The organism is Falsibacillus albus (assembly GCF_003668575.1).
Lineage (GTDB): Bacteria > Bacillota > Bacilli > Bacillales > DSM-25281 > Falsibacillus > Falsibacillus albus.
On the sequence record NZ_RCVZ01000001.1, the window covers coordinates 93,081 to 119,214 of the forward strand.

Annotated in this window: 18 protein-coding genes and 1 other annotated feature; of the genes, 9 read left to right on the forward strand and 9 right to left on the reverse strand. The window is 41.8% G+C overall.

Annotation, left to right across the window (positions count from 1 at the left end; genetic code table 11):
- Window positions 1–123 precede the first annotated feature (123 nt).
- Both D9X91_RS00515 and ccpA read left to right on the forward strand, forming a co-directional pair.
- Entirely contained in the window at window positions 124–1,200 is a 1,077-nt protein-coding gene (locus D9X91_RS00515) for a bifunctional 3-deoxy-7-phosphoheptulonate synthase/chorismate mutase (protein WP_121678602.1), read from the forward strand.
- 318 nt (window positions 1,201–1,518) lie between these two features.
- Window positions 1,519–2,517, forward strand: coding sequence for a catabolite control protein A (ccpA, locus tag D9X91_RS00520; protein ID WP_121678603.1), 999 nt, complete (start codon window positions 1,519–1,521; stop codon window positions 2,515–2,517).
- A gap of 69 nt (window positions 2,518–2,586) precedes the next feature.
- Here ccpA and D9X91_RS00525 read toward each other — a convergent pair whose 3' ends face one another.
- The 3 genes from D9X91_RS00525 to D9X91_RS00535 form a co-directional block, all read right to left on the reverse strand.
- Window positions 2,587–3,768, reverse strand: a complete 1,182-nt coding sequence (locus D9X91_RS00525; RefSeq protein ID WP_121678604.1) for an acetoin utilization protein AcuC — start codon at window positions 3,766–3,768, stop codon at window positions 2,587–2,589.
- The gene (locus D9X91_RS00530) at window positions 3,765–4,412 is read right to left on the reverse strand and encodes an acetoin utilization AcuB family protein (protein ID WP_121678605.1); all 648 of its coding nucleotides are present in this window, start codon (window positions 4,410–4,412) and stop codon (window positions 3,765–3,767) included. The genes D9X91_RS00525 and D9X91_RS00530 overlap by 4 nt, the downstream gene beginning before the upstream one ends.
- A 65-nt stretch (window positions 4,413–4,477) precedes the next feature.
- On the reverse strand, window positions 4,478–5,110 hold the full coding sequence (locus D9X91_RS00535; protein ID WP_121678606.1) for a GNAT family N-acetyltransferase: 633 nt from the start codon (window positions 5,108–5,110) through the stop codon (window positions 4,478–4,480).
- A gap of 219 nt (window positions 5,111–5,329) precedes the next feature.
- On the opposite strand from D9X91_RS00535, the gene acsA reads away from it, so the two are divergent.
- Window positions 5,330–7,048 (forward strand): acetate--CoA ligase, encoded by a 1,719-nt coding sequence (gene acsA, locus D9X91_RS00540; protein WP_121678607.1) that lies wholly within the window; start codon window positions 5,330–5,332, stop codon window positions 7,046–7,048.
- Between the two features lie 198 nt (window positions 7,049–7,246).
- On the opposite strand, the gene D9X91_RS00545 is transcribed toward acsA, so the two are convergent.
- Window positions 7,247–10,201: a transglycosylase domain-containing protein gene (locus tag D9X91_RS00545; RefSeq protein ID WP_121678608.1), complete on the reverse strand. Its 2,955-nt coding sequence runs from the start codon at window positions 10,199–10,201 to the stop codon at window positions 7,247–7,249.
- A 135-nt stretch (window positions 10,202–10,336) separates the two neighbouring features.
- Window positions 10,337–10,550: a binding site (T-box leader), on the forward strand.
- Window positions 10,551–10,615: 65 nt separating this feature from the next.
- Between D9X91_RS00545 and tyrS the strand changes: the two genes are divergently transcribed.
- Window positions 10,616–11,878 carry a tyrosine--tRNA ligase gene (tyrS, locus tag D9X91_RS00550; RefSeq protein WP_121678609.1) on the forward strand — a complete coding sequence of 421 codons (1,263 nt, stop codon included), beginning with the start codon at window positions 10,616–10,618 and terminating at the stop codon, window positions 11,876–11,878.
- 441 nt (window positions 11,879–12,319) lie between these two features.
- On the opposite strand, the gene D9X91_RS00555 is transcribed toward tyrS, so the two are convergent.
- A complete protein-coding gene (locus D9X91_RS00555; RefSeq protein ID WP_121678610.1) occupies window positions 12,320–14,041 on the reverse strand; it encodes a pyruvate oxidase in 1,722 nt (573 codons plus the stop codon).
- A 237-nt stretch (window positions 14,042–14,278) separates the two neighbouring features.
- Here D9X91_RS00555 and D9X91_RS00560 point away from each other — a divergent pair, with 237 nt between their 5' ends.
- Complete coding sequence (locus D9X91_RS00560) at window positions 14,279–15,352, forward strand: phosphotransferase enzyme family protein (RefSeq protein WP_199738057.1); 1,074 nt, start codon at window positions 14,279–14,281, stop codon at window positions 15,350–15,352.
- A 180-nt stretch (window positions 15,353–15,532) separates the two neighbouring features.
- On the opposite strand, the gene rpsD is transcribed toward D9X91_RS00560, so the two are convergent.
- A complete protein-coding gene (gene rpsD, locus D9X91_RS00565) occupies window positions 15,533–16,135 on the reverse strand; it encodes a 30S ribosomal protein S4 (protein ID WP_121678611.1) in 603 nt (200 codons plus the stop codon).
- A 443-nt stretch (window positions 16,136–16,578) separates the two neighbouring features.
- On the opposite strand from rpsD, the gene D9X91_RS00570 reads away from it, so the two are divergent.
- Window positions 16,579–18,471 carry a sensor domain-containing diguanylate cyclase gene (locus tag D9X91_RS00570; RefSeq protein ID WP_233569473.1) on the forward strand — a complete coding sequence of 631 codons (1,893 nt, stop codon included), beginning with the start codon at window positions 16,579–16,581 and terminating at the stop codon, window positions 18,469–18,471.
- A 125-nt stretch (window positions 18,472–18,596) separates the two neighbouring features.
- The gene (gene megL / locus D9X91_RS00575; protein WP_121678612.1) at window positions 18,597–19,778 is read left to right on the forward strand and encodes a methionine gamma-lyase; all 1,182 of its coding nucleotides are present in this window, start codon (window positions 18,597–18,599) and stop codon (window positions 19,776–19,778) included.
- A 258-nt stretch (window positions 19,779–20,036) separates the two neighbouring features.
- On the opposite strand, the gene D9X91_RS00580 is transcribed toward megL, so the two are convergent.
- Window positions 20,037–20,516, reverse strand: a complete 480-nt coding sequence (locus D9X91_RS00580) for a GAF domain-containing protein (protein ID WP_121678613.1) — start codon at window positions 20,514–20,516, stop codon at window positions 20,037–20,039.
- 354 nt (window positions 20,517–20,870) lie between these two features.
- On the opposite strand from D9X91_RS00580, the gene refZ reads away from it, so the two are divergent.
- Entirely contained in the window at window positions 20,871–21,515 is a 645-nt protein-coding gene (refZ, locus tag D9X91_RS00590; RefSeq protein ID WP_121678615.1) for a forespore capture DNA-binding protein RefZ, read from the forward strand.
- A 6-nt stretch (window positions 21,516–21,521) separates the two neighbouring features.
- Here the strand turns inward: refZ and hisJ are convergent, their stop codons facing one another.
- Entirely contained in the window at window positions 21,522–22,325 is an 804-nt protein-coding gene (gene hisJ, locus D9X91_RS00595; protein ID WP_121678616.1) for a histidinol-phosphatase HisJ, read from the reverse strand.
- Window positions 22,326–22,568: 243 nt separating this feature from the next.
- Here hisJ and ezrA point away from each other — a divergent pair, with 243 nt between their 5' ends.
- The gene (gene ezrA / locus D9X91_RS00600) at window positions 22,569–24,266 is read left to right on the forward strand and encodes a septation ring formation regulator EzrA (protein WP_121678617.1); all 1,698 of its coding nucleotides are present in this window, start codon (window positions 22,569–22,571) and stop codon (window positions 24,264–24,266) included.
- A 447-nt stretch (window positions 24,267–24,713) separates the two neighbouring features.
- On the opposite strand, the gene brnQ is transcribed toward ezrA, so the two are convergent.
- Window positions 24,714–26,060 carry a branched-chain amino acid transport system II carrier protein gene (brnQ, locus tag D9X91_RS00605; RefSeq protein ID WP_121678618.1) on the reverse strand — a complete coding sequence of 449 codons (1,347 nt, stop codon included), beginning with the start codon at window positions 26,058–26,060 and terminating at the stop codon, window positions 24,714–24,716.
- Window positions 26,061–26,134 lie beyond the last annotated feature (74 nt).

Here is a 26,134-nt window from a genome sequence, read left to right on the forward strand (position 1 = left end):
TTTTTATCCCTTATAATAAACCCTAATATATGAAAAATGTAACACAATTTAAGTTTATGGAAAAGAATTGTTCTACTGGATAATTCTTTTTAAATTTTTTGCCCAGGGAAAGGATGAGCATCAGTGAGCAATAAAGAGCTGGATCAATTAAGGCAGCAAGTGGATGAAATGAATTTGGATCTATTAAAACTAATCAACGAGCGAGCACGCCTTGTACAAGAAATAGGCAAGGTGAAAGAGAAGCAAGGTGTGAACAGGTATGATCCAGTTCGTGAAAGGAAAATGCTTGACTTGATCAAGGACCAAAATGACGGCCCTTTTGAGCATTCAACTGTTGAGCATATCTTTAAGGAGATTTTCAAAGCGGGGCTGGAGCTTCAAAAGGATGATCATCGCAAAGCACTTCTCGTTTCAAGGAAGAAGAAAGCTGAAGATACGATCGTTGATATAAAAGGTGAAAAAATCGGTGATGGAAATCCTCATTATATCTTTGGTCCATGTGCGGTTGAATCATATGAACAGGTTGCCGAAGTGGCGAAATCAATCAAGGCAAAAGGGTTGAAAATGCTGCGCGGTGGTGCTTTCAAACCAAGGACTTCCCCATATGACTTCCAAGGACTAGGCATTGAAGGATTGAAAATCTTAAAGAAAATTGCGGACGACTTTGATTTGGCCGTTGTCAGTGAAATTGTGAATCCCGCAGATGTTGAAAAAGCAGTGGAATATATAGATGTTATTCAAATCGGTGCCAGGAATATGCAGAACTTTGAATTGCTTAAAGCTGCAGGGGCAGTGAAAAAACCGGTGTTATTGAAGCGAGGCTTAGCAGCAACGATTGAAGAGTTCATTAATGCGGCAGAGTACATTATGTCGCAGGGAAATGGCGATATCATCCTTTGCGAACGCGGCATTCGCACATATGAGAGGGCGACCCGCAATACGCTGGATATTTCTGCTGTGCCAATCTTGAAGCAGGAAACGCATCTTCCTGTCATGGTTGACGTAACTCATTCAACCGGACGCAGGGATCTGCTGCTTCCAACCGCCAAGGCAGCATTGGCTATCGGAGCTGATGGGGTAATGGCAGAGGTACATCCTGATCCGGCAGTCGCGTTGTCCGATTCTGCACAGCAAATGGACATAAAACAATTCGATGATTTTTATTCAACATTATTAAAGAACCATCCCTTAAAAGTATAGGGAAATTATGGATCGATAATGCAATACGGGAAGCTGGTGCTGAAGGCATCAGCTTCTATTTTTGTCTTTTTATGAGATTTATGAGTTAAATTGTGAATTCCTAGGCAAAATAATAGTGAATTAATTGCTTGTAAGAGCTTACTATCGTATGATAGGTAACATAATTTAAGTTTTTCTGAAGGACTCTTTCGAAAAGCTTCCAGTGACGATCGGATGGTTTTTTCACCGATGCACCTATGCTAAAGAATGCATGACTAGATCTGGATATTATGCTATAAAATAAATAAATGTCGAAATGTACGAAGGAGTGTGCTGGTAATGAACATCACAATATATGATGTTGCCAGGGAGGCAAATGTTTCCATGGCTACTGTATCAAGGGTCGTAAATGGAAACCCTAATGTTAAACCCGCTACAAGAAAAAAGGTGATGGAAGTAATCGACCGTCTCGGATATCGGCCAAATGCGGTGGCAAGAGGTCTTGCTAGTAAGAAAACGACGACTGTCGGAGTGATCATCCCTGATATTTCCAACATTTTCTTTGCTGAATTGGCAAGGGGAATCGAGGATATTGCCACGATGTATAAATACAATATCATCCTGAGCAATTCCGATCAAAATAAGGAAAAAGAGCTTCATTTATTGAATACCATGCTTGGAAAACAAGTGGACGGCATAGTATTCATGGGCGGGAACATCACGGAAGAACATGTAGAAGAATTTGAAAAGTCACCTGTACCAATTGTATTGGCAGGTTCAGTCGAAAGCTCGGGACAAACTCCATCCGTCAATATCGACTATTATCAAGCGACATACGATGCAGTAAAAGAACTAATAGATAAAGGCCATAAGAAAGTGGCATTCGTCGTTGGTCCTTTCCATGATACCATCAATCAGGCTCAAAAGCTGGAAGGCTACAAAAAAGCACTGAACGATTCGAGCCTATCCTTTGACGAAGAATTGGTTGTCGAAGGCGACTATACGTATGATTCAGGAATGGAAGCATGGCAAAAACTAAGTGAATTAAAAGAGCGGCCAACTGCAGCCATTGTCGGCAATGATGAAATGGCCCTTGGAGTCGTTCACGGTGCACAGGATGCTGGACTCCACATTCCGGATGATCTTGAAGTCATCACCTCCGATAACACACGCCTTGCATTGATGGTAAGGCCGCAGCTGACTTCAGTCGTCCAGCCCCTATATGATATCGGAGCGGTTGCGATGCGCTTGTTGACCAAGTATATGAATAAAGAAGAAGTGAACGAAAATATTGTCGTATTGCCTCATCGAATTGAACATAGAAGCTCGACAAAATAATTAGGCTGCCAAAGCCCATCACCAAAAAAGGATAACCGATTGAGGTTATCCTTTTTGGCGTTCAACTAGCTACTCCGAACCATTCCGTGAACGTTCGTTTTGCCTAATGATATAAAGCGCTTTTTCCACAGTATTTCTATTCTTTTCGGTTATTTCCCCTTTTCTAGGGATGGGTTTATAAAGGTTGGATGGGTCATCCCATGTAGGAATCAATTCAACCGGGGATTGCTGCTCCCAGCGGGCTATCCAGTCTTTGGGCACATTTCGCTCCGCGAAATCCATTTGCCCTGTCATTTCAAGCCATATGTAAGACCAAGCTCTTGGGACTACCCGCCATATGTCATATCCGCCTCCCCCGACTGCAATCCACTTGCCGCCACAATAGGCATGTGCAAGTTCATGTGCAAGCCTGGGAATTTCCTTATAGATACGCATCGTTGAAGAAAGATGGGTGAGAGGGTCAAAGTAATGCGCATCAGCACCATTTTGTGTCAGGATGACATCGGGCTTAAAATATTCAATCACTTCCCGAAAAGCGGTATCGTATGCATCTATCCAAGAGTCATCCTCCGTAAAAGCGTCCAATGGAACATTGAAGCAGAAACCGTAGCCTTTTCCACTCCCTCTTTCGGTTACATTGCCTGTTCCAGGAAATAAGTATCTTCCTGTCTCATGTATGGAAAGGGTACAGACATTGGGATCATCGTAAAATGACCATTGCACCCCGTCTCCGTGATGTGCATCCGTGTCAACGTAAAGGACGCGGGCATCATATTTCTCCCTTAAATATTTGATTGCTACTGAGCAATCATTATAAATGCAAAATCCTGATGCTTTTCCACGGAACCCATGATGAAGGCCGCCGCCCAGGTGAAGGGCGTGATCACTCTCACCGGACATGACGGCATCAACGGCTGTCAATGTACCACCGACTAAAAGCGAACTGGCCTCATGCATCCCTTGGAAAATCGGGGTATCTTCCGTACCCAGACCAAAATCCTCTGCCTGATCCGAGGATAATTCACTTTTCCCTGCAGCCTTCACTGCATTGATATAGGTTGAATTATGGATCATGTTCAGCTCTTCGTCAGAAGCAGCACGTGGAGGGATGATATCAGATGGCTTAATTGCGTTTAATTTATTTAATAAATCCAGTGTCAATGTCAATCTGAATTGATTGAAAGGATGCTTTTCTGAGAAGCGGTAGGATAGAAGCTGATCGGAATACACAAATAAAGCTTCTTTCTTCATGACGAAATCCCCGGCATATTTGGCCATAGAACCGTGTGCCCTTGTTTCTTCAATTCTTCGATGACCTTCATTGGATTCATGGTCTTTACCCTGAAGACCAGGATTTTGTGCTGTTCACTATCCTTGTCAGGGTAGACAAGGACACTGTGGACATTGGCATTATGCTTGCGGATGATGCCTGAGACCTCATAAAGCATGCCTGTTTTGTTCGGGACCTTCACTTCGATATGTGATCCAGGTTGGTTTGCCCCTGTCAGTTCGACCAATGTATACAGCAGGTCCGTTTCGGTGACGATTCCGACCAATTTTTTTTCTTTTGTGATGGGCATGCATCCGATGTGGTGTTCATAGAACACCGAAGCGATTTCTTCCACAAAGTCTAATGGATGTCCAGTGATGATGGCTGATTTCATGATCAAGCGCAAAGGTTTATTGATTTCTTCCTCATGCCTGTTTTCTTGGAAAATGGACGGAGCCGCTTCCTTAACATCCCTGTCGGTAACCAGGCCAATCACTTCTTTTTGTTCATTGACTATCGGAAGATGGCGGATTTTTTTCTCCCTCATGATTCTGATAGCTGTCCTTATTGTGTCTTCGGGTCCAAGCGTCGTGACATCTTTTTTCATGATTTGTTCAACGAGCATCTGTTTCCTCTCCTACACCTTAGAGATTGATAGAATAATAGTTCGCAGCCTTTTTTACAAGCCTGTTAATACATAAAACGGTTCATAAAGCGCAATCGGTCGAATTGTTGAATGGAATCGTCGTCGATCCTGCTGCCGATGCGGGCCATCAGGCAGTTTGCCGGGTGTGAGCTGATTTCCGGGTCGTCGGTTGCGTACCAGACCAAGCCGCCTGCGTTCATCATTTTTTCCATTACTTTTCGATATTCCCATACATTCAATCCGGTTCCTTTAAGATCCCAGTGCCAATAATATTCTGTTGTGATAATGATGTAATCTTCCATGGCCTCATCCATCATGGAGACACGCAAAAGGCTTTTTCCTACAGAGCTCCCTCTATACTTTGGAATTACTTCGATCGCACCAAGCTCGATGAGGTTGTCCATTTTTCCCTGTGACCATCGTTCCAATGGATCAGGGTAAAGGTACGTCACATACCCGACTATCGTATTATGATCTCGGGCTATAATTATTCTTCCCTCAGGGAGAGCTGCAATTTCAGTCAATGCTTTATGCTGTTGGGAAGGCGGACGGAAGGCCACGAGATCTTCGTGAAAATCCATCTTCTTCAGTTGATCTGAAGAAATCGGCCCTTCAATTGTTAAGAAGCCTTTTGTTGTTTTTAATTCCATGACATTATATGTTTTTTTATGTTCCATTTGGTCACCACCTTGTAAAACTTCCATACTCACTATTATACATAATTTCAGATAAATAAAAGCGCTTTCACATCATTGTTCTTTTCATTCTCTTTATCTATTAACATATTAACAAGGGAATGAGTTGATGAAAACTTAAAAATAGTTAAAAAATTGAGAAAAATACTTTTTTGTACTATAATATTAATGTAAATTCATACATAAAGGGGGATTCGGCAAATGAAAGTGGAAGCGCTATCACCGACAAATGGAGATTATCAATTAAAGGATTATTCAGACACATATCATTCATTTGACTGGAAAGAAGTGGAGCGGGAATTCAGCTGGTATGAAACAGGGAAAGTAAATCTTGCATATGAAGCAATCGATCGGCACGCAGAGACCTTTAGAAAAAACAAAGTGGCTCTTTATTACCGGGATGCTTCCAGGAACGAAAAGTACACATTCAAGGAAATGAAGGAAGAAAGCAATAAGGCAGCCAATGTTTTCAAAAGCTTTGGAGATGTTGAAAAAGGGGATCGGGTATTTATTTTCATGCCGCGTTCACCGGAGTTGTATTTTGCTGTTTTGGGAGCCATCAAATTGGGAGCGATTGTTGGTCCGTTATTCGAAGCATTTATGGAAGGTGCGGTAAAGGATCGTTTGGAGGACAGTGAAGCGAAAGTTCTTGTGACGACCCCCGAGCTTCTTGAAAGGGTTCCTGTAAATGAGCTTCCTGCATTAAAACACATTTTTTTAGTAGGCGAAAATATTGAAGAAGATGAAAAATATATTGATTTCTTAAGTAAAATGGAAAGCGCCGATCCCCATGCCCAAATTGAATGGGTAGAGAGGACGGATGGATTGATCCTTCACTATACATCAGGATCAACCGGCAAGCCAAAAGGTGTCCTGCATGTCCATAATGCCATGATCCAGCATTATCAAACGGCTAAATGGGTGCTCGATCTTAATGAGGACGATGTATATTGGTGCACAGCAGACCCCGGCTGGGTAACAGGGACTTCATATGGAATATTCGGGCCATGGCTGACCGGCACGTCCAACGTCATTGTCGGCGGACGCTTTAAACCGGAGAATTGGTACAAGACGATCGAAGATTTCGGCATCTCTGTTTGGTACAGTGCACCAACTGCCTTCCGCATGCTTATGGGGGCAGGGGATGATGTCGTGAAAAAGTTTGATTTGTCCAGCTTGCGCCATGTTTTAAGTGTAGGAGAACCATTGAACCCTGAAGTCATCCGCTGGGGAATGAAAGTATTTAATTTAAGGATCCATGATACTTGGTGGATGACAGAAACAGGTGCACAATTGATATGCAACTATCCAAGCATGGATATCAAACCAGGTTCGATGGGTAAGCCGATCCCCGGAGTCAAGGCTGCAATCATTGATGATCAAGGAAATGAGCTGCCCCCAAATCGAATGGGGAACCTTGCCATCAAAAAAGGATGGCCATCGATGATGCATACCATTTGGAAAAATGAGCCGAAGTATCAGTCTTATTTCATGCCTGGTGATTGGTATGTGTCCGGTGATTCCGCATATATGGATCAGGACGGATATTTCTGGTTCCAAGGCCGCGTCGATGATGTCATCATGACATCGGGTGAAAGGGTCGGTCCATTTGAAGTGGAGAGTAAGCTGGTCGAGCATCCCGCCATTGCTGAAGCAGGGGTCATCGGAAAGCCGGATCCAGTCCGTGGAGAAATCATTAAAGCATTCGTGGCGCTGCGCGATGGCTACGAAACGACCGATGAACTGAAGGAAGAAATACGCCAGTTCGTCAAAAAAGGTCTTGCTGCACATGCAGCTCCAAGGGAAATTGAGTTCCGCGATAAGCTTCCAAAAACCAGAAGCGGAAAAATCATGCGGAGAGTCTTAAAAGCATGGGAATTGGATTTGCCTACAGGGGATTTATCAACAATGGAAGACTAAAATAAAAGGCTCTTTTCTCATACATTGCTGCTATAGCTACTAAAGTAGGATTGTTTAAGCAAAGTTTCAACTTCAATATAGCGTTTATAGGGAGAAAAGAGCTGGAAATCGGCATTAGGATTTTAACAACACTCTTTACGAAAATAGCCAAATAAAAAGAGGAGATCGTGAAATTTTCACGATCTCCTCTTTTGTTTATCAAGGATTGTCTTTTGGAGGGGGATCCTGTGTTCCATCCCCCGAGCCTGGTTTTGTTGGATCGGTCTGATCTGTAGGAGGGGTCGCTGGATCTGTTCCGTCTCCCCCTCCGTTATCTCCTTTACCCGGTTTATCCGGCTTATCTGGCTTATCCGGCTTGTCCGGTTTTGAAGCAGGTTCTGAACTGCCAATCGATACTACATTAGATGATGAAGATTCCTTTCCTGCAATATCAACGGCCATCACGGTATATTTTCCATTTCCGACATTGGCGGTATGAGCTGATCCAGAAGAAACCGAAGCAACTTTCTGCATGGAACTTCCGGAAATTTTGTAAACCCTGTAGCCGATGACATCTTTGCTTGGAGAGGATGTCCAGCTAAGTTTATTGCCGGAGGCACTTGCTTTTACTGCACCAGGAACAGCGCCGTCATCTTCAATTTTATCATCTGGAACTAAAATTTTATTCCATTTTGGGTTATTTGGTATTAGCTGTCTCGGATCTGGATTTACCATCCAGCCGTTAGTTATTTCTTTTACGAAATCAGGATTCAAGATCAAGCCTGATTTGGAAAACTCAGCAGGTGTTGTCGGCAATGCAAGATATTTCTTTCCGCCTGCTTCAACGTATTTGCCATCCACCAAGCTATCATCGGTTTCACTCGGAACATATTTGGCATTGAATAAATCTGTTTCTACCAATCCAGCTTTGCTGCATGCTTCTGAAGGAAGCTTACCTGAAACTGCACAATAGGATCTCTTAACGATTCCTCCCGGCATTTTAAAGCGTTCCTTAGGATCCATCAAGTTTGGATCAGCATCATAGGCTGCATTGGCCAGCTTGCTCCAAATGCCCAAGTTACGGAGACTGTATGATTCACCGCCGCCATGCCTGCTTATGGCAGCTTTTAAATCTTCAGGAATGTCATAGCCTGTCCAGGTCCCCATCGTTACATTTGGATTCGTGGCGACAAACCATGAGTCATGCTGATCTTGGGAAGTCCCGGTTTTGCCTGCCCAATCAGTTGAGAACTTCAAGTGGCTAGGAACGGAAGCAGCGGTACCATATTTCAATACATCACGCATCATATCGAGCATTAAGTATGAGGTTTGCGGACTGAATACATCCACTGGCTTGCTTTCATGCTTGAAAATCGTCTTTCCATCCTTATCTGAGATGCTGTCAATCATATACGCATCGACAAATTGTCCCCCATTGGCAAACGTAGCGTATGCATTTACGTTTTCTTCAACTGAAATGCCGTAATGAATTCCCCCTAATGCCAAGGATCGATGTTGATAGTCTGATGGAATGACAGTAGTTACACCCATTTTCTCGAGGAAATGGGATGACGGATTATCCATTATGCTTACGAACGTTTTCATTGCCGGAACGTTATAGGATTTGGCCAGTGCATAACGGGCGGTCACGAGTCCCTTAAAGCTTGTTTCCACATAGTCATGAGGATATACTTCATTCGGCTTTTGAGGATTCAAAGCCAACCCGACATCAGGCAAAACTGCACCCGGGGCTGATTTGCCCAGTTCCATCGCTGGACCATAATCAACAAGCGGCTTCATCGTCGATCCATTTGATCGGTGGGATTGTGTTGCATGGTTAAGCTGTTCAGTCTTGAAATCTCTTCCTCCGACAAAGCTCAGGATTTTCCCTGTTTGGTTTTGTATAAGAATGGCGCCGACCTGCACAGGATTCGGTTTTTGCACCTTTTGTCCAGTTTCCTTATCTGTGATGGTTTCTGTCAGGGTCGGACCATATTGATCATAGCTGTCTTTTGCTTTCTGCATTGCATCATAAATATCTTTATTAATCGTTGTATGAATCTTATATCCATTTTGACGAAGGTTGCGGCTCGCCAATGTTTTATATTTATCTTTGAGTTCATTATCCTTTTTCAAATCTTCTTCGGTATATCCGTCTTTTTTGGCCAGTATTTTCGATATGATATCTGAAGCTCTGTCTTCAATTTCGAATGTCAGCCAAGGATATTTATCAATTAAACTTGGTTTTGAAGGAATAAAGTCTTTTACTATGTCATAATTCAATGCATCGTGATACTGTTTATCGGAAATGAATCCATTGTCGTTCATCCGCTTCAATACGATCTTCATCCGATCAAGGCCAGGCTTCAAACCATCCTCGCTTTTCAGCTTCCCTTGGTTGGTGAATGGGGTGTATCCATATGGGCTTTGGGGCAGACCGGCAATGAATGCGGCTTGTGGAAGGCTTAAGTCTTTTGCTTCCACACCAAAGATGCCTTTTGCAGCTGCTTGCGCTCCTGCGATATTGCGTCCGGAGGAATTTCTTCCGAATGGCGATACATTCAAGTAAGCTTCGAGGATTTCATCTTTATTAAAGAATTTTTCCAACCGAAGCGCCAATAAAATTTCCTTCGCTTTTCGTTCAAAGGAAACCTCGTTTGTGAGAATTTGGTTTTTTATTAATTGCTGTGTTAAGGTACTTCCACCTGTTTGAACCGAAGAGTTGGTGAATTCCTGAAACATGGCCCTGAAAATCGATTTTGGAACGACTCCGTGATGCTCATAAAAATATTGGTCTTCCGTTGCGACTATGGCCTTTTTTAAATATGGAGAAATGTTGTTGATGGAAACTTCTTCACGGTCAATATCAGATCTGAGCTTGCCAAGGTAAACGTTATTGGCAAAGTAAAGGTTGGAAGTTTCTTCATAATTGTAAATATCTTTTTTCATTTCGCTGTAAGAACGTACAGGCTCTTTTTTTACCAATGAGGCAAAATAGCCTGCCCCTACGCCGCCGGCGAAAAACGCTCCTGCCACGACAACGATGACGAAGATGAGCAGAAGGTTCCATAATACTCCGTATGTAATTCGTGCTCCTTTTTGCAGCCGGTTGTTTTGGATTTTATGATATAATGAGCTTATTTTTTCGTTGAATTGGCTCCATTTTTCTTTCATTTCATCATTCCCCCTAAAATCACAACCATTATAGCATATTATATGAAGAGATATGACAAAGTTCTCTATATTTCTTCATTTAGTTTGACAATATTTTTAAAATGTGATAAAAAAATTTTATCTGATAAAATTCAATAGTAGGCAATGACAGGTTAAAGTAGTCAGCTATCACTGCAGTTTAGAGAGTCGGTGGACGGTGCAAACCGATGCAAATAGATTGATGAATTACAACTTAGAGCTTTTGCTGTGAAAACGAAAGTAGCAGCAAACGGATATTCCGTTATCGAATTCAAGTGAAGAATCATTTGATTCTTAAGTTGGGTGGTACCGCGCTTCAAGCGTCCCTGCATTTTCAGGGATGCTTTTTTTATTGGATGAATCAAGAGGATTCAATCTACCGAAGGAGGAATAAGGATGGAATTATTGAATGATTTAGCATGGAGAGGAATCGTTTATCAACAGACGGATGAAGAAGGGCTAAAAGAATTATTGAACAGTGAAAAAATTTCGATTTACTGTGGGGTCGATCCCACTGCAGATAGTATGCACATCGGTCATTTGCTTCCATTTTTAACATTGAGAAGGTTCCAGGAGCATGGACACCGTCCGATAGTTCTGGTTGGAGGGGCAACCGGTTTGATTGGAGATCCAAGCGGTAAAAGCGAAGAGAGGCAGCTCCAAACGTTGGAAACGGTCCAGCATAATGCAAACTGCATCAAAGGTCAGATGGAGAGCATCTTTGATTTCACTGGTTCAAACGGAGCTCAAATGGTCAACAACTACGATTGGATCGGTTCCATTGATATGGTTACATTCCTGCGTGATTTCGGGAAGCATATCGGCATCAATTACATGCTGGCAAAGGATACGATTGCTTCCAGGCTGGAAACAGGCATTTCGTTTACGGAATTCACTTATACCATTTTGCAGGCAATGGACTTTAATCATTTGTATGAGCATTACAACTGTAAGCTGCAAATCGGAGGAAGTGACCAGTGGGGGAATATCACGACAGGTCTTGAATTGATCCGCAAAAATCAAGGAAGCGAAGCGAAAGCATTTGGCCTCACGATTCCATTGGTGACAAAAGCGGATGGGTCCAAATTCGGAAAGACGGAGGGTGGAGCGATTTGGCTCGATCCGGAAAAGACCTCTCCTTATGAGTTCTACCAGTTTTGGATTAATACCGCCGATGCAGATGTTATCAAATATCTCAAATATTTTACGTTCCTTTCGAAAGAGGATCTTGAAGCGCTGGAGCAATCTGTTGAAAATGAGCCGCACTTAAGAAAAGCCCAGAAGACCTTGGCTGAATCCATGACGCGTTTGATCCATGGTGAGGAAGCATTGGAGCAGGCGATCAAAATTACGGAAGCACTGTTCAGCGGGGACGTAAAAACATTGAGTGCCGCAGAGATTGCTGAAGGATTCAAGGATGTTCCGTCATTTGAACAAAACAAAGATGAGGATATCACACTCGTTGAATTATTGGTCAATGCCAAAATATCATCCTCTAAGCGTCAGGCAAGGGAAGACATTCAAAATGGGGCTGTTTATCTTAACGGCGAGCGCCTGACGGATGTGAATCATACCCTATCAGAAGATGATCGTTTGGAAGGGAAATTCACCATCATCCGAAGAGGTAAGAAAAAGTACTACTTGATTCGTTATGTTTAATGTGAATGATAGCTATTTTTGGAACTATAGTTGTTTTCAGCAGCTAGTTTGAAACTAATTCATCCTAAGGTGTTGTTGATTGGAGTGGAAGGTGCGAGACTCCGGAGGGAACAGCGGGGCAGGATAAGACCCCGCAGCGGAGCGAGGAGGAGAAAGGAGGAAGTTCGATTAAGTTCGGCACGTCGTGTGCCAACATCGAACGACCTCACCTCGTGTGAGGCCCCTCGGAAAGTGAGCATCCTGCAGTGGAAATCAACCTTACACAAACTTTACGAAAAGAGTTAAAAACAAAGAGTCCGTCCCAGACCGGGATGGACTCTTTGTTGTGAAAAACTTTAATAAAAAGGCTCTTTCCTCAAACATTGTTGCTCTAATAAAGTATGATTGTTTAAGCAAAGCTTCAGCTTCAAAATAGCGTATATAGGGAGAAAAGAGCTGGAATTAAAATAATCGTTTGATCGCTTTTTTGAATGGAGGCATATCCACTTTTCCTTTTTCAAAGAATTCCTGGATTAAGTATTCAGTGTAGTGAATAGCCTGGTCGTATGTGATTTTCCCTGGCAGCGGAGGCTGCAGCTCCGTAACGACATCGAGGATTACCGGTTTGGAAGAAAGTGCGGCTTTTTTCATCGCAGCTTCCAATTGATCTGGGTCTTCTACACGGTATCCTTCCCCTCCGCAGGCTTCGGCAAATTTGGCAAAATCGAGCTGGCCCAATCCTGTTTCATAGTTGCGATGGCCTTTAACCTGCTGCTCATATTCGATCATTCCGATCTTGCTGTTGTTAAGGACTATCGCGATGATAGGCAAGTTATATTTAACCGCAGTGACAAAGTCATGCATGACCATGGTGAAGCCCCCATCGCCGCTTACCGTGACGACTTGCTTATCAGGGTATGCGATTTTACCTGCAATCGCCCCAGGCAAGCCGCATCCCATTGTAGCCAGATAGCCTGATACAATCATTTTTTGATTGGTCAGGTTCAGGAAGCGGGAGGCCCATACGGTCACGTTGCCGACATCAACAGAAAGGATGGCATCATCTTGCAGGACTTTTTGCAGTTCGACCATCACTTGAGAGCCCCTGATGTGATCGGTTTTTTCATGGGCATCTTTTTCCAGGTCTGCTCTCCATTCCTCCATTTGTTTTTGTGCCTTTTCCAAATATGATGTATCCGAGGAGTAATGTGCCTTTTCATTCAGCCAGGAAAGTATCTTTTTTGAATCGCCTGCAAGGCCAATCGAAATGGGGTATCTTTTCCCAATCTTACGAGGATCGATATCGATTTGAATCGCCTTTGCATCCTTCGGCAGGAACTGCCTGTAAGGGAATGATGTTCCAATCATGATCAGCAGGTCGGTATCCTTCATGGCGTGATATGCCGGTCGGGTTCCGATTTGCCCAAGGTGACCGAGGCAGTAAGGATGTTCATCAGGGATGACACCTTTCCCCAATAAGCTGATGATGATCGGGGACCCTATCTTTTCAGCAAACGAGAGAAGTTCATCCCTGGCGCCCTTCGCGCCCTTTCCAGCAAGTATAATGGGCTTTTTCGCGTTGTTGATGAGATTTTGGGCTTCTTCCAGTTGCTGGACAGAAGGGAATATTTCCTGTTCCACCTTCACTGATGATGTTAGCGGCTCTTTTGTTTTGTAGGGTTGAGCAGATAAGTCATCAGGGATGATCAATACGCTGACACCTTTTTCAGTATAGGCAGCCCGGATCGCCTGATTCAATAAATCCGGAAGCTGGTGCTCAGATTGAACCCGTTTACTGAATACGGCCACGTCTGAGAAAAGTCTTTCCAAATGCACTTCCTGGAACGCATCCGTTCCGACTTCATCGCTCGTTACCTGGCCGACAAGTGCCAATACGGGTGCTCCGTCTTCTTTAGCATCATAGAGACCATTCAGGAGGTGGATTGCCCCAGGACCTGCAATGGATAAGCAAACACCAAGCTTTCCTGTTAATTTGCCATAGGCTCCTGCAGCAAGTGCTGCGGTTTCTTCGTGGCGTACTTGGATGAAACGAATTTCTTCTTGTTTTTTTCGTAAATCGTCCATCAATTCATTAATGGAATCCCCTGGGAGACCGTAAATGTGGTCGATGCCCCAGTCTATCATGATATCTGTCAATACTTCACCGGTTCTTTTTTCAAACAAATTATATCACCTCTTTTAATAACATAACCGTTTTAGGGGTGATAAAAACTCATTCTTGGCTTACACATAAAAAAAAATGCCCTTGTAGACCAAAGTGACCGAGAAGTTGTCTTTTTATCATATACCATGGTTAGTCCTTTCCCCTGCTAGTTCAATAAGCAACTATTTGCAAAAAAAAGGATGTGCTTGAATGATATAGAATACTTTTATTTAGTTGAAAAAATTAGGGGGAGGTTTATGATTTATAACGAGATAGTTAAAATCGGGGATGCATACATACTTCCATTAGTATCAGAGTTGTACGGGTTGGAAGGTTATGAAATCAATCCGGTTAAGGCACATATTGGAGGGCGCAATGTCGTTTATACCTGTGAAAAAGAAGGCACCGACGCTAAAATACTCAGAATCTCCTTCTTAAATGACAGAATCCGGGAAGATTTTCAGGGTGAAGTGGAGTATATCAGGTATTTATTCGAACATGGCGGAAGTGTTTCGGATGTAGTCAACTCTCGGAAGGGGAATTTGCTGGAAGAGTTAACCCATAATAATCATACTTTTTTTATCTGCATGTTTAAAAAGGCTAAAGGAAAAATGCTTGTGGAAAATAATTATAGGTACCGAGAAGGAATTCCAATTACCGAATACTATTATAATTGCGGTAAAACCTTAGGGAAAATGCACCAATTATCAAAAGGATACACTCCTATCCATAGTCGGTATAGTTTTTTTGATAAATACACTGCTGAATATATCGAGAAACTGATACCCGGTTCATTACCACTTCTGAAGGAGAAGATGTTTGACCTCCTTGAAACCTTAAAAGGATTGGACAGGAATAGTGAATCTTTCGGTATGGTCCATTTTGATTACAACGACGGGAATTATTCAATAGATTTTGATACCGGGCAAATTACCGTATATGATTTTGATAATTCATGTTATTTTTGGTATATGTTTGATCTGGCAGGTCACTGGACGCACGGAGTTGGCTGGATACAATTTGAACCAGATGCTGGTAAACGGAAAATGTTCATGGATAATTATTTTGAAACAGTTCTCAAGGGGTATAAATCCGAGACCGGTATCGAAAATTCGATGTTGGATAAATTGCCCTTATTTATCCAAGTAACCATTCTGGAAGGTATTGTAGATGCATTTGAGGTGTTACGGCACAATGGTGAAAAACCAGAGTGTGATGAGGAGTTGTCGTATCTCATAAAATGCTTAGAGGACGATATTCCGTATAAAGGTTTTTTCCATGAAATTTACTCGTGTGAAGACCCATTTAAATATGAGAAACGAAATGTTTAGTCTTTTGCAGCAGCCTTTTGTTTTGATGATATTGTGAAAATATGTACTTCAACAAACAGGGTGCGTCAGTGAAAGGTGACATAAAACGGAAAAAGGTTCGAATTAATAGTTCGAGTCTTTTTTAATTGCTAATATAAAAAAACCTGCCATGGAATGGCAGGTTCTTGAATCCATGAAAGATTAACGAGAGTAGAACTCAACGATTAATGCTTCATTGATTTCAGCTGGAAGTTCAGAACGTTCTGGTAAACGAGTGAAAGTTCCTTCTAATTTTTCAGCATCGAAAGTTAAATATTCAGGTACGAAGCTGTTAACTTCCATTGCTTCCTTGATGATATCAAAGTTGCGTGATTTTTCGCGTACGCCGATTGTTTGACCAGCTTGTACACGGAATGATGGGATATCCACACGGCTGCCGTTGACAGTGATGTGGCCATGGTTTACAAGTTGGCGAGCTTGACGGCGAGTACGAGCTAAACCTAAACGGTATACTACGTTGTCAAGACGGGATTCAAGTAATACCATGAAGTTTTCACCATGTTTACCTTGCATTTTACCAGCGCTATCAAATAAATTACGGAATTGACGCTCAGTCACGCCATACATATGACGAAGCTTTTGCTTTTCTTGAAGCTGCAATCCGTATTCAGAGATTTTTTTACGTTGGTTAGGACCATGTGGGCCTGGAGCGTATGGACGCTTTTCTAATTCTTTTCCAGTTCCGCTTAGAGAGATTCCAAGACGACGGGAAATTTTCCAGCTTGGACCAGTATATCGAGCCATAAGAGACTCCTCCTTATGTTTTTATTTTGTTGTAAAATAAAAACAGGTACAATCAACAATTATGCCCATTTTATTTTCATGCATCATCGCCCTAGCAGCAGCGGGTTACGCGATGCACCTCGTTTGTGAGGAATAAAATGAAAGAACATAAAGGTGTGTACTGAAGCTGCATTATTTTACACAAAGAATATTATATGATTTTCATGGCACTAAGTCAATAGAAGTTTCACAGACTGTTGACAAACGCTCGCATTCATCGTTGCTCGATCCCTGAAGAATATTAGAATTTATCTACAACTTACACAATAAAAAATTTCACACGGTGAATGGCAAATTGAAATAATAATCATAGGAAAAAAGTCTCGTTTATGGTATAATTTTTGCATCTAAGTGAGAACGTCGGAAAGTGTTTTGACGACAAAGCAAGGACATAGGTGATGGCGATGATTAATAATGATCACATACATACAATGGAGTTTAAGTCACAGCTATATGATTTATTGGACTGCGTCGATGAAAGAAATGATGCTTGGAAGATAATCGGCAAGTGGCTGGAGCTTCTAGGCAAATCATATGGATTCAAGAGATTGGCCTTTTATTTGATAGATCCGGTGGAAGAAGATTCCTTAATCTTGAAAAAGGTCTTTAATGTTGAGGGAGAATTGCCTGTACGCTTTCGACTTTCAGCCGACTTGTGGTCAGAGAGCTCGCAAAACGGCAATGATTTTGTGTGCACTGAGGATTTTCCTTGTGGACATTCGATTAAGACAATGTTCAACAGTGCTTTTTTATTGAAAAATATAAATGATCAAAACGCGATCGTTTTCCTGAAAAGTGCTAAGGAATTTCAAGTGAATCAAGAGAAATACCGCAGAATGATTTCCGAGAGCCAACGATTTCTTGATCGGCTGTTTAGCCATTTCCAAATTATGAATAAAGAAAGACAATACAAAGAACTTTTTCGGGTTACAGAAAAATTCCACTCTACCATGGATATCGATAGTGTTTTATCCGAAATCATCCATACATTGAAAAGAGTCTTCCCAGCCTATGAATACTACTTAATGCTGTCCAATGACGATGAACGGAAAGTAGATCTGCCTATCAAGGATTTGGAGTATGATTCAGAAAACGCTGTAGCCATGCAGTCGTATGTGAATGGATCGGTGCAGATCGAAGATTCCTGCAAGGAAAGAAGAACCATCCTTTATGCCCCATTAAGAGGGAAGCAAGGTGTATATGGAGTTTTACAAGTTCTTGCACCTTCATCTCTTATTTTTCCTGATGGCCAGGTAGAATTTATCACATTGCTGGCAAATACGGCCGGGAGCGCCCTTGAAAACGCCAAACTATATCAGCAGTCCAAGCGGCTGATATCGGATTTGCAATTGATCAACGACACTTCACATAAGTTGAACTCCAGCCTTCGCTTAACCGACACAATTGAATTTCTTAAAAATCAAATCGAACGATATTTTCGAACTTCCGAAATTGGCTTTATCATGCTGGGAGTCAATGAGCAGGTAAAGACAATGGATGGAAGCAGCGGCTTTTTCTTGACTGCTGCAGGTGAAAAGTATATAGAATTCGTAAGAAAGAAGATTCAAAAAGAGAAGGATTCATTATTCATCGGGGATTTAAATAATAGCGATGATGATGTTGAATATGAATATTGTTCATTGATGGCGATTCCAATGGTGCATAGCAATGTAATGATCGGATTTTGCATCGTCCTCCACCATTCACCGTATGCATTCACATTTGAAATGTATAAGCTATTCCAATCATTGATACACCACTCGACATTGGCCTTATCCAACTCCATGCTCAGAGAAGAGTTGGAGCGCATGGTGATCACAGATTACTTGACACAGTTGTACGCAAGGAATTATTTGGACAGTGCCATTGAAAACTCGATGGAGCATGAACATGAAGGAACATTCATTTTGGTGGACATTGACAACTTTAAAAAGATCAATGATACATATGGACACCAAACAGGGGACAGCGTAATCATTCAAGTGGCAAAGCTGATCCAGCAAAATATCCGTTCCACCGATGTCGGGGCAAGATGGGGCGGCGAAGAGCTGGCGATCTATCTCCCGGGAGCATCTTTGAAAGTGGGCTATAGTGTGGCTGACAGATTGGTCAAGACGGTCCAAAAACGCACTAAACCATCTGTGACCGTTTCCTGTGGAGTTTCTTATTGGAACAAGGAAAAAACTGATCAAGTGGAGCAGTTGATTAAAAGGGCGGACCGAGCACTTTATATCGCAAAGAATAATGGGAAAAATAAAGTGGTCATCCACGAAAGAGATTATAGAATGCTGGTTTAATTGGAATGGTGTGATCTGCCATTCTTTTTTTATGGCGCCCTTTCCAATTCAGCCTAAATATCATATTCTAGTAGTAGAGCAATATCTCATCAAAATTTTTGTAAGCGCTTTCTAGGAGGATGGATATGGGAAAAGACACACGATTTGAAACAGAAGTGATTCATAGCGGCTATGATTCTAGTGAATTCAAAGGAAGCTTGGCTCCACCTATTTTTCAGACATCTACTTTTGTATTTGATCAAGCAAAACAAGGTGAAAATAGATTCAGTGGTGAAGAGGAAGGATTCATTTATTCCAGACTTGGCAACCCGACCGTTAAAATGCTTGAAGACCGTATGGCAGTCTTGGAAAAAGGGGAAGCTGCTCTTGCATTTTCATCTGGAATGGCAGCTGTGTCAGCAACGTTATTTGCGCTGACCAAAACGGGAGACCATATAATCTGCTCACAAGGCGTTTATGGATGCACATTCGGGCTCCTTGAGATGATGCAGAAAAAATTCAATATCGAACATGAATTTCTATCGATGTCATCTCCAGAAGAATTGGAAAAGGCAATCAGGCCGGAAACAACATGCATATACATTGAAACACCAATAAATCCAACGATGCAGCTGATTGACCTGGAAATGGTGGCTGGTGTCGCGCAGCGAAAAGGAATCACGGTTGTCGTCGACAACACATTTTGTTCGCCATATTTGCAAAGACCGCTTGAATTGGGGTGTGATATCGTCATTCACAGCGCGACGAAATATTTATGCGGACATGGAGATGTGATTGCGGGTATTGTAGTGGGCAAGAAGGATTGGATCAAGGAAGTATCCATGACCACCCAAAAAGACATAGGGGGAGTATTATCGCCTTTCGATGCATGGCTTCTGCTCAGGGGGGTAAAGACTCTTCCTGTAAGGCTGGATAGACACTGTCAGTCTGCCGCGCAGATAGCCGAAAAGCTTGCTGCACATCCTGGAGTGGAACAAGTATATTATCCTGGAGATCATAAACATCCAAACTATGGAATCATGAAAAAACAGATGACTCAAGGCGGAGGGCTTATCTCCTTTACCATTAAAGGCTCAAAAGAGGATGCCCAGAAATTCATGGATAATTTGAGGTTGATTAAAATAGCCGTAAGTCTCGGAGATGCCGAAACACTGATCCAGCACCCTGCCACAATGACGCATGCGGTCGTCCCGGAAGAATCGAGAAAAAAAATGGGGATATCCGATCAGCTCCTTCGACTGTCAGTCGGATTGGAGGCATGGGAAGACCTTTGGGATGACCTGGCGACAGCATTATCCACATTGTAAATCTAAAAAGAGACTGCTATTTCAAAAATTGTTGTAAATCATTCATCCAAGGTGCGATACTCCGGAGGACTTACCGCCCGCCCCTCGGAAAGGGAGTATCCTTTCCGGAAATCAACCTTACTAAATCTTGCTTAAAAGCAAATAGTTTTTAGAAAGAGCCAAGAAAATAGACAAAAGGGATCGTGAAGTAATTTACTTCCATCCTTTTTGTCTATGAAGTAAGAGAGTCTCTCCTTTAGGATGGAGAGACTCTCTTACTTAAATGGCTACGGATAAAATCGAAACAAATTCCTCCAGATGTTTCTGATCCAATTCATCAAATCGGTTCAATTCGGGGCTGTCGATATCCAAGACGCCTATCAACCGGCCATCCTTGACCAAGGGGACGACGATTTCCGATTTGCTTGCTGCATCGCAGGCGATATGCCCAGGGAATGCATGAACATCAGCAACAAGGAGTGTTTCCCGATTCGCCGCAGATGTACCGCACACGCCTCTGCCTAAAGGAATCCTTACACAAGCTGGAAGACCCTGAAACGGTCCTAATACTAGTTGCTCTTCATCCAATAGATAAAAGCCGACCCAATTAATTCTATCAAGGAATTGATTTAATAGGGCGCTTGCGTTGCTCAAATTGGCGATTTGATTTGGTTCGCCCTCAATCAGCGCTTTTAGCTGTTTTTTAACCAAGTTGTATTGATCCTCTCTTTTGCCTTCATATCCTTCGACTTGAAACATGATATTACCTCATTTCTCTTCAATATATGCTAAAAAAACCTTTTTTTATAAAGATATTGTCGATATATTTTAACAGGAATACGTCTAGAAAAATAGAATTTTTTCATAAAGCTGCTTCGAAAAGATTGTTGATTTTTGCAATGATTTTTTTCGAAAGGCCAGTTCTCTCAATGTTTGTTGTGTTTTTAACAGTTTTCTCATTTTTTGATGTTGTCGGAGAGGGAGGTGCGAAACTCCGAAGGCCTCACCGCCTGCAACTAGTGAGCATCCTCCCTCTCCCATCAATCTTGCTTCCCCTTTGGCCAACGCCGATTGTGCTTTATGAATTAAAAATCGTAAAAGGAGAATCCGACTATGAAGCATGCTACTTCAACAAAAGAATCAATAATGGAATCAGCGATTTATCTATTCAACACAAAAGGCTTTGATGGTGTGTCGATTAGGGATATTGCTAAGAGGGCCAGAATTAATCCTGCTAATATTGCTTATTATTTTCGTAATAAACAAGGGCTGCTCGAAGCTTGTTTAATAAAATTTTTTGAATCCTATTTAGCTTTCTTTGAGGAAGAAGCCAGTAATCTCATGTATGATTCTCCAGTCAATTGCCTCAACCGCGCCGTGAAAAATGTGCTGCAGTTCCAATCCCGACATCATTTATTGACAAGGTTTGTATGGCGGGAAGTATCATTGGACTCTCAGGTCGTCAGGGAAATCACTTCTTCTTATTTAATGAAAGAAAGATACTTCCTTAAGGAGATCATTGATGCAGGTGTAAAAAAAGAAGAGTTCAATCAGTACACCTCAAGCTATTTGATCATCCAATTGAAGGGCATGATCAATATGCCATATTTAAATAGTCAATATTTAAGGGAGGTATGGAACATCTACCCTCAAGAAGTCTATTTTGCAGAAAAATATTATCAAATTATCGAAATCTGGATTAGAGGTATACTGGTTAATAATACGATTCCATCTCCTCCTGAGATCGTTTGCCAATGACAGTTTCTACGTGATGATATGCTCCATCAAGTCTGTTCTTCCTTGATTTAAATCGGCCGCTTGATGTGCGTCAGATCCATAGATAAGCGGGATGCCCATTTTAGCAGCCTCTTCTGCAATCCATTTATTTGGATAGCTTTCTTGGCAAAATGGTTTTACAATTCCTGCACCGTTATAATCCAATTGATAACGGTGCTTTTTTATTTCTCTGAGAATGTTGTCGATCAGTTTGTGATTCACATTCTTGGCAGGGAATTTTTTTTGGAACTTTTGCGCGAGTGTCATATGTCCGATCCGGATCGGCTTCCACTTGCCTAAATCGGACATGATGGAAAGGTGTATGGTATTGTAATAAGTGTCATAAATCGCTTCGGCCGATCCAAAAACTTCGACCATCGTACTGAAAAATTCCGGGCTATAGTCGACACAATACCAATCGTTTTCATGTTTGAGAAAATGAACAGATAGAATGCTGTCATCCAAAAATGGCCCATATTCATTAAGAAGCTTCTCCGTTTCATTTTCAAAGCCCTCGATGAAATCGACCTCCAGGCCAGTACGGATGAAAAGATCCTTTTTATACTCTTCCTTGAGAGAATCAAGTTCTTTTAAATATTTTTCTAATTTCCCCTTATCCATGCCGCTGTCCTTCGTTGGGGTAGTATCGATAAAAGAATCGGGAAGGGGTGCATGCTCAGTGAAGCTGATATCTTTATATCCAAGTTCGATTGCCCTCTCAATATATTTTTTAAAAGCATCATTCGTCCCATGCGGACAATAGGGTGAATGAATATGCCCATCTCTTAACATCGAATCCCCCTCACTTTTAATGAAATTATTCTTTATATTATAATAGTAAAATAGAGATTTAATTGAATCAAATATGAGTATCTTGGCATATATCAGGTTTTTTGGAATGAAAATACAAAAAAAATCAAAATAATAGTCAAAAATTGTCGTTTACATGGTATCATTAAAGCATTAAGATGCAATAAATATATTTGTTTATATAAATACGGTTATGGCTTAATTGAGATGGACAGGGGGCTTACGATGGAATTTGTCATCGGTGCATTAATCTTATTGGTTATATTATTTTTTTATGGATATTTTACAAAGAAAAATCATTTTAAAGAAATCGATCGATTGGAAGAATGGAAAATCGATATAATGAACCGTCCGATTCTTGAAGAAATGTCCAAAGTCAAACAATTGAATATGACCGGGCAAACAGAAGAAATGTTTGAGCGCTGGAGACAAAGCTGGGATGAAATTGTAGCCATTCAGCTGCCAGACGTCGAAGAACTACTATTTGATGCAGAAGAGTACGCAGATAAATATCGATTCAAGAAATCAAAAGAAGTGCAAAATCAAATCGACTCAAGCTTGAAGTCCACCGAAGAACAAATCGACACGATTCTTGCAGAATTAAAAGAACTGGTCGGCAGTGAAGAAAAAAACAGGACCGAGATTACCGAGCTGCAAGAATCTTATCGGCATGTAAAAAAACAAATGCTGGCCCATCGGCACGTATTTGGCATCGCGGCATCCGCACTGGAGAAACAGTTGGAGCAAATTGGTTCACAGTTTTCGAATTTTGAACTATTGACTGAGAATGGCGATTATTTAGATGCAAGGGAAGTGCTCTTATCCATTAGGAATGAGATCGACGGATTGAATGAAAAAATGGTAAGAATCCCAGATCTGATTACTGAATGTCAAACGCTGCTCCCTTCTCAATTGGACGAGCTTACTGATGGATACAGAGAGATGGAGTCAACTGGCTATCACCTTGATCATATTGCTTTCACCAAAGAAATTGATCGGATGAAGGAAGAGTTGAAGACATACATAGACTTTGTCCAAAAAGCAGAACTTGATGATGTGACAAAGGGTCTTGCAGAGATGAAAGAACGTATCGAAGGGTTATATGATGCACTTGAAAACGAGGTGCATTCCAAACATTTCCTCATTCAAAATGACACGAAAACAAAGACGATGCTCGATGAACTTGAGGAAGCACACCAAGTTCTCAGGAATGAAACGGAGTTTGTCCAACAAAGCTATCACTTAGTCGAGGAAGAGCTGAATGTTCCAAAAGGATTGGAAAAGAGAATTTACCAGTTGATCAATAAATATGATCATTTTGAAATTAAATCGGCTGAGAATGCTGCAGCACACTCCATGATGAAGGAAGAATTGCAGGACATCCGCGAAGAACTTGAAATGTTGCAGAAGGAACAAAAGGATTTCTCGGATTACTTGCAAAATCTGAGAAAAGATGAAATTACTGCACGTGAAACTGTGACGGATTTGAGAAAAAAGATATCCGAAGCAAGCCGGCAAATTTCAAAGAGCAATATTCCCGGCCTTCCATCTGATTATCTCTCATTATTAGAGCAGTCGGAGGATCATATACAGGATGTCATCAAGAGCTTGAATGAAAAACCATTGAATATTAAATCTGTTCAAGAACATTTGTATATTGCTTCTGACACCGTCCAGCATTTTTACGATAAAACCATGGAATTGATTGAAAACGTCATGCTGGCTGAAAAAGTTATTCAATATGGAAACCGATTTAGAAGCAGATATTCATTCGCTGAAGAACGATTAAGAACGGCTGAAGACGCGTTCAGAAGCTATGAATACCGCGCGGCATTAGAACAGGCCGCAACAACAATCGAAGAAATCGAACCGGGTTCGCTGAAAAAAATCGAAGAATCGATCAAGCAAGAACTCGAAAATTAACAAAAGGATGGAGCTATTAAGCCCCATCCTTTTTTATTTGTGGGTTGAGACCTGTTGTCTCGATCCACTTCTCTATTATTTCGACTGTATTAATAATATTAATTAATGGCCAAAGGTTCAGTAAGGTTAATTTACGCTGAAATTAACCAACCACAAAGTTGAAAGATTTATACTCTGCCCTGCATTGTCTTGATGGAACCCTAGTGATGAAAAACACTGAGTTATGGAACCCTAGTGATGAAAAACACTGAGTTGATTAGAGCGGAAGGCACTTGACTCCAGTGGGATAAAGAGGGAAGCGGGAGACCCTGCAGGCGAAGCCGAGGAGGCTCCCGTCCCTCCAAGCGGAAAGCAAGTGCCTTCAACGGAATGGACCATTACAACGTTTGTATAAACTGAAAGAGGCTGGAGCTACAAAGCCCCAGCCTCTTTATTGGTCTTTGGATATTAATGAGTCGTGTTTACCGAATTCCTGACTTGCCCTAATTGTACTGCGATAATATAACCGACGATTGCCCCAGCTAGTGCAGGGATGATCCAGCCTATCCCTTCATTGAACAGGGGAAGTCCGGATAATGCCTCCGTAATGGAGGAAACATCCACATGCGCCGTTTTCAGACCGTCGATTAAACTGACCACCCCTGTAGGAATCAAAGCCCCGATATAAACGGCCCGATAACCGTGGAACTTATTGTGAAGAAACGACAGGATGATCAGTACGATGGCTAATGGATATACGACAATCAATACCGGCAAAGAGACATTGATTAATTGTGTAAGACCGATGTTGGATATAATCATACTGAAAACAGAGAAAATGATTACATATTTCGAATAAGAAATGGATGGGACAATTTTTGTGAAAAATTTTGCACATGACGAAACGAGCCCGACAGATGTTGTAATACAAGCAAAAGTAATGGCCAAACCTAAAATGATTGTCCCTCCTGCCCCATATAGATAGGAAGCTGCCGCTGATAAGAGCGCTCCTCCATTATCCTGCGAGCCGATGGCGCTTGTACTGGTTGCGCCAATGAAGGCAAGTGAAAGATACACAAGGGCAAGACCGGCTGCTGCAATGAGTCCGGCAGTGATGCAAGTTCTTGTCAATACGGATTTATTGGTGATTCCCTTTTCCTTGACAGAGGAAATGACCACAATTCCAAAAACAAGGGCAGCAATAGTATCCATTGTTAAATATCCATCAATGAATCCTTTAAAAAATGGTCCGTTTTTATATGGTCCCTGAGGTAGCATCGGCTTCCCCATTGGTGTGATGAAGCTTTTGATCACCAGTACAGCCAAAATAATGATGAGGGCTGGAGTCAAGAACTTTCCAATGCGATCGACCAATTTAGAAGGATTCATGGAAAGCCAAGCCGTCAAAGCAAAGAAGATGAGCGAAAAGATGAACAACGGCCATCCATTGGCCGCAATGTCAGTTGGCAAAAATGGCATAACCCCGATTTCAAATGAAACGGTGCCTGTTCTTGGAATGCCGAAAAATGGACCGATTGCTAAATACATAACAGTTGTAAAAATGAGCCCGAATAAAGGATGCACCCTGCTGGACAGAGTCTGCAAATCCCCTCCTGTCCGTGCAATCGCTATGACGCCAAGGAGTGGCAAACCGACACCTGTGATCAAAAATCCCGATATTCCTACCCAAACATTCTGACCTGCTTGTTGACCGAGAAAAGGAGGAAAGATCATATTTCCTGCTCCTAAAAATAAGGCAAAGAGCATCAGGCCGATTGTCATGATTTCTCTTGATGATAGCGCTTTCTTGTCCAATCAGATCCCTCCTGAATATTTTAATTATTGTGGAATTTTAATAAAAACAAAGTAATAGTAACACAGGTTCCACA

Excerpts from the sequence above, each read along its gene's own strand:
- refZ (WP_121678615.1), top strand. The coding sequence starts at position 20,871 with ATGAAGCATGCTACTTCAACAAAAGAATCAATAATGGAATCAGCGATT.
- megL (WP_121678612.1), top strand. The coding sequence starts at position 18,597 with ATGGGAAAAGACACACGATTTGAAACAGAAGTGATTCATAGCGGCTAT.
- tyrS (WP_121678609.1), top strand. The coding sequence starts at position 10,616 with ATGGAATTATTGAATGATTTAGCATGGAGAGGAATCGTTTATCAACAG.
- D9X91_RS00530 (WP_121678605.1), bottom strand. The coding sequence starts at position 4,412 with ATGCTCGTTGAACAAATCATGAAAAAAGATGTCACGACGCTTGGACCC.
- D9X91_RS00570 (WP_233569473.1), top strand. The coding sequence starts at position 16,579 with ATGATTAATAATGATCACATACATACAATGGAGTTTAAGTCACAGCTA.
- ezrA (WP_121678617.1), top strand. The coding sequence starts at position 22,569 with ATGGAATTTGTCATCGGTGCATTAATCTTATTGGTTATATTATTTTTT.
- hisJ (WP_121678616.1), bottom strand. The coding sequence starts at position 22,325 with ATGTTAAGAGATGGGCATATTCATTCACCCTATTGTCCGCATGGGACG.
- acsA (WP_121678607.1), top strand. The coding sequence starts at position 5,330 with ATGAAAGTGGAAGCGCTATCACCGACAAATGGAGATTATCAATTAAAG.
- D9X91_RS00545 (WP_121678608.1), bottom strand. The coding sequence starts at position 10,201 with ATGAAAGAAAAATGGAGCCAATTCAACGAAAAAATAAGCTCATTATAT.
- D9X91_RS00535 (WP_121678606.1), bottom strand. The coding sequence starts at position 5,110 with ATGGAACATAAAAAAACATATAATGTCATGGAATTAAAAACAACAAAA.
- D9X91_RS00580 (WP_121678613.1), bottom strand. The coding sequence starts at position 20,516 with ATGTTTCAAGTCGAAGGATATGAAGGCAAAAGAGAGGATCAATACAAC.
- D9X91_RS00560 (WP_199738057.1), top strand. The coding sequence starts at position 14,279 with ATGATTTATAACGAGATAGTTAAAATCGGGGATGCATACATACTTCCA.
- ccpA (WP_121678603.1), top strand. The coding sequence starts at position 1,519 with ATGAACATCACAATATATGATGTTGCCAGGGAGGCAAATGTTTCCATG.
- D9X91_RS00525 (WP_121678604.1), bottom strand. The coding sequence starts at position 3,768 with ATGAAGAAAGAAGCTTTATTTGTGTATTCCGATCAGCTTCTATCCTAC.
- rpsD (WP_121678611.1), bottom strand. The coding sequence starts at position 16,135 with ATGGCTCGATATACTGGTCCAAGCTGGAAAATTTCCCGTCGTCTTGGA.